The sequence below is a fragment of the Rudaea sp. genome, assembly GCF_036383415.1.
In the GTDB taxonomy this organism is placed as follows: Bacteria; Pseudomonadota; Gammaproteobacteria; order Xanthomonadales; family Rhodanobacteraceae; genus Rudaea.
In genome coordinates this window covers 1-3,375 of sequence record NZ_DASVOK010000396.1, presented here as the reverse complement: position 1 = coordinate 3,375, position 3,375 = coordinate 1, and the positions used below count along the sequence as shown (strand labels likewise).

General features: G+C 61.9%; 3 protein-coding genes. All 3 read left to right on the top strand.

The window, feature by feature from the left end:
• Window positions 1-268: 268 nt before the first annotated feature.
• Window positions 269-1,237 carry a zinc-binding dehydrogenase gene (locus VF497_RS14625; protein ID WP_330889993.1) on the top strand — a complete coding sequence of 323 codons (969 nt, stop codon included), beginning with the start codon at window positions 269-271 and terminating at the stop codon, window positions 1,235-1,237.
• A gap of 99 nt (window positions 1,238-1,336) precedes the next feature.
• Window positions 1,337-2,704 (top strand): cation diffusion facilitator family transporter, encoded by a 1,368-nt coding sequence (locus tag VF497_RS14620; protein WP_330889991.1) that lies wholly within the window; start codon window positions 1,337-1,339, stop codon window positions 2,702-2,704.
• A 393-nt stretch (window positions 2,705-3,097) separates the two neighbouring features.
• The coding region (locus VF497_RS14615) for a hypothetical protein (protein WP_330889988.1) at window positions 3,098-3,375 on the top strand (278 nt) is incomplete at its 3' end.

Sequence of the window (3,375 nt, the reverse complement as noted above, 5' to 3'; positions counted from 1 at the left end):
ACCACATGACCACCAGACAGGCTATCCGCAGAACCATCATTTCTCCGCGCATCGACGCCATCCGCAGGCCGGTGCTGCGAATCCGATAACGAAGCTGTGACAGAATTTGGCGAGCGCCGCCTTACCAAAATGCGTGGCATTATCGGCTATTTCGCCGCGCCCGCCATCGGTGCAGCCTCGACAAGCACCGGAGATGCCGATTTTACCCGGCGGCAAAAGTACTGATATACCTGAAACCGTCCTCAACGCGTGACCCAGAGAGCATTGCATGAAGGCTTACGTGTACGGCGCGAACGGCGCCGCGATCACCGACGTGCCGAAGCCCTCGCCGAACGGTACGCAGGTTCTGGTGAAGGTTCACGCCTGCGGGATGAACCGCGCGGATCTCGGCATGATCAAGGGCCATGTTCACGGCGCGGCCGGTGGCGTCGGCACCGTGCTTGGCATGGAGTGGGCTGGAGAGATTGTCGAACTCGGCCCCGATGCAAAGGGCTTCAAAATTGGCGACCGGGTGATGGGCTCCGGCCCCGGCGGCTACGCGGAATACGCGGTCACCGATTACGGCCGCATGTTTCCTGTTCCAGCATCGATGGATTACGAGCAGGCCGCATCGCTGACGCTCGCACTGACCACGATGCATAACGCGGTCATGACCGTCGGCGCGCTCCAGCCGGGCCAGAGCCTGCTGGTGCAGGGTGCGAGTTCAGGCGTCGGGTTGATGGCGCAGCAGATCGCGAAACTCCAGGGCGCGAAGCTGGTGATCGGATCGTCGACCGATGCCGCCCGCCGCGCGCAACTCACCGCCCATGGCGCGGATATGGCGATCGACTCGAACGATCCGGCGTGGGTCGATCAGGTTCTGAAAGCCACGGATGGCGCGGGCGTCGATGTCATCATCGATCAGGTGTCCGGCAAGCTCGCCAACCAGAACCTTGCCGCGACAAAGGTGCTTGGCCGCATCGTCAATGTCGGACGGCTCGGCGGCACCCACGGCGATTTCGATTTCGATCTGCACGCCGCCCGCCGCATCCAGTACATCGGCGTGACCTTCCGGACCCGTTCGATCGAGGAAATTCGCGACATTTTCGCGAAGGTCAAACAAGACATCTGGCCTGCGGTGGAATCCGGCAAGCTGAAGCTACCCATCGACCGCGTATTCGCATTCGGCGACATCGCGCAGGCTGTGGACTACATGTCGGCGAACAGGCATTTCGGAAAGATCGTCCTTAAGTTCTAACCGACCGCGCTTCCTGCGAATGATACGCATTTTGAATCGCGAACTCACGCATTGACGTTCGCTGCATAGGCGTGACAAGACCCGCGCATTGAGGAGCCGATGAGCGCAGTCAAGCACCGGGTCGCCGCCATTTCGATTGCCGCCAGCGCCAGCATGGCCGCGGTCAAATTCGTCGTGGGCGTCGCCATCGGCAGTATCGCGCTGATCTCCGAAGCCCTGCACTCATCGGTCGATCTGATCGCGACCGTCGTCACCTGGATCGTGGTGCGGGTGTCCGACAAACCCGCCGACGCCGAACATCATTACGGCCACGGCAAGCTCGAAAGCCTCGCGGCGCTCGGCGTTATCGCCCTGCTCTATATCCTGGCTGGCGGCATCGTGGTCGAGGCCTATAGCCGGCTCCGCGAGGGCGCAGCCCCGCCAACATTGACGGCATTGCCGTTCGTCGTGCTCGTGGTGGACATCGTCGTGAACTTCTGGCGCGCACGGGCGCTTCATCGCACGGCAATGGACACCAAGAGCCAGGCGCTGGAAGCCGACGCATTGCATTTCGCCTCCGACGTGCTGGGCTCGTTCGCCGTTATCATCGGCCTCGGCCTTTCGGCACTCGGCTATGCCTGGGGCGACGCCGGCGCGGCCATCGCGGTCGCGGTGCTGATTTCAATTCTGGGGCTGCGGCTCGGCAAATCGACCATCGAGACGCTGCTCGACCGCGCGCCCGCAGGCGCTTCCGAAAAAGCCGAAGCCGCCATCCGCGCGATTCCCGGCATCGTCGATGTGGAACGGCTGCGCGTGCGCATGGTCGGCGCCCGGCACTTCGTCGATGCGACGGTGCAGGTGCCCCGCACCCACCCCATCGACCGTATCGACACCATCAAGCGCAAAGCACAGGACGCGGTGACCGACGCGCTCTATGATGCCGACCTGACCTTCACCGCCGTGCCGGTCGCGCGCAGCAACGAAAGCGTGCGCGAACGAATCATGGTGATCGCCCGCAACTCGGGTCTCGCGATCCATCACGTCACTGTGCATGACCTTGGCGAGAAACTGACCGTCAGCATCGATCTTGAGGTCGATGGCGACATGCCGCTGAACGAGGCCCACGACATCGCGCACGGGCTCGAACACGCCATCCGTGATGAATTCGGGGCCGACGTTGAGGTCGATACCCATATCGAGCCGCTCGAACCCGAACTGCCGCACGGCACTGACGCCGCTATCTCCCGTGTCGAGACCATCCAGCAGGCGCTGGCTGGCTACGCTGCCGAAAGCGGCGCGATCCACGATGTCCACAATGTCCGGGTCCGCGATACCGATGCCGGCGAGATCGTCAATTTCCACTGCCGCGCGATGCCATCAATGAGCGTCATCGCGGTCCACGAGAAGGTCGACGAGATCGAACGCGCGTTGCGGCGTGCGTTCCCGTCCGTGAAGCGCGTCATCAGTCACGCCGAGCCTGCGCGTTAACGAATCGCGCTCTCCTTCCGCGCCTCATCCCTGAAGAAATCTCGCCCCGTCATTGCGAGGAGTGAAGCGACGAAGCAATCCAGTCTTTGTTTGCCGACTGCAGATGCTGGATTGCTTCATTGCGCTCGCAATCACGCTCTCACGCGCGGCGTTCTCGTTTCGGACTCAACGCGACACCTAAAAACGAGTCTGAATTTCCTTGGGACAACATTTATTTCGCATTAACGATTCGTTGACTCTCGACAGCGTGGGAAAAGTGGATTCAAATCACATTCGATTCGGAAGGTTGGGGAAACCTCCCGAACGGGGTGCAGACAAGAAAATTCGAGGGGCTAAGGAATGGCGCGTTCGCACGCAGCGACTACGTGTGCCCAATCCGATTCTATCAAGGGATTGGCACAGTCGATCGCGAAGCCGGCATATCACCGGCTGCTGATTGCAGAGCCCGCGTTGCGGCGCGCCGTTCCCACCCTGATCATCGCCTTCCTCATCACCATCTGCATCGGTGCATTCGTCCAGGTCATCGACCAGACCCGGCAAAAGCGAGCGTCGATGAAGCGCGACCTCTCAGCGCTGGCAGACCTGCTGGCAGAACGTCTCGACCGCGCAGGCCCTGGTCGTCAGGATCGTGCGGCGTCGGCCGAGCGGCTTCAAAGCCTGTTGCCCGGCTT